Annotated in this window: 1 protein-coding gene; it reads right to left on the minus strand. The window is 42.4% G+C overall.

Annotation, left to right across the window (positions count from 1 at the left end):
- Positions 1–276, minus strand: a 276-nt coding sequence (locus tag ACYQ78_RS39560) for an MBL fold metallo-hydrolase (protein WP_459806135.1), incomplete at both ends; no start/stop codon positions are given.

Here is a 276-nt window from a genome sequence, read left to right on the forward strand (position 1 = left end):
TCTGAGAGTAGGTTAATCTTGTCACATTTAGAAAAGCGGAATCAATATCATCCAGTGTGAACAGATCAAAATCTGGAACTTGCTTGCGGGGAAGAAAGTGGTCATACATAGGTAATAGACCTAACCTATAAACCGGCTCGGTTGCATAAACTGGAGCAGTAAGTCCAAACTGTTTCATGGCATATGGTAACGCCCCAAGATGCAAAGTATCTGAATGTGACAACAAGACAGCATCTATCGTAGAAGCAACCCTGGAAAGAGGAATAAGGAGTTGGG

The sequence above is a fragment of the Herbidospora sp. RD11066 genome (assembly GCF_054661255.1).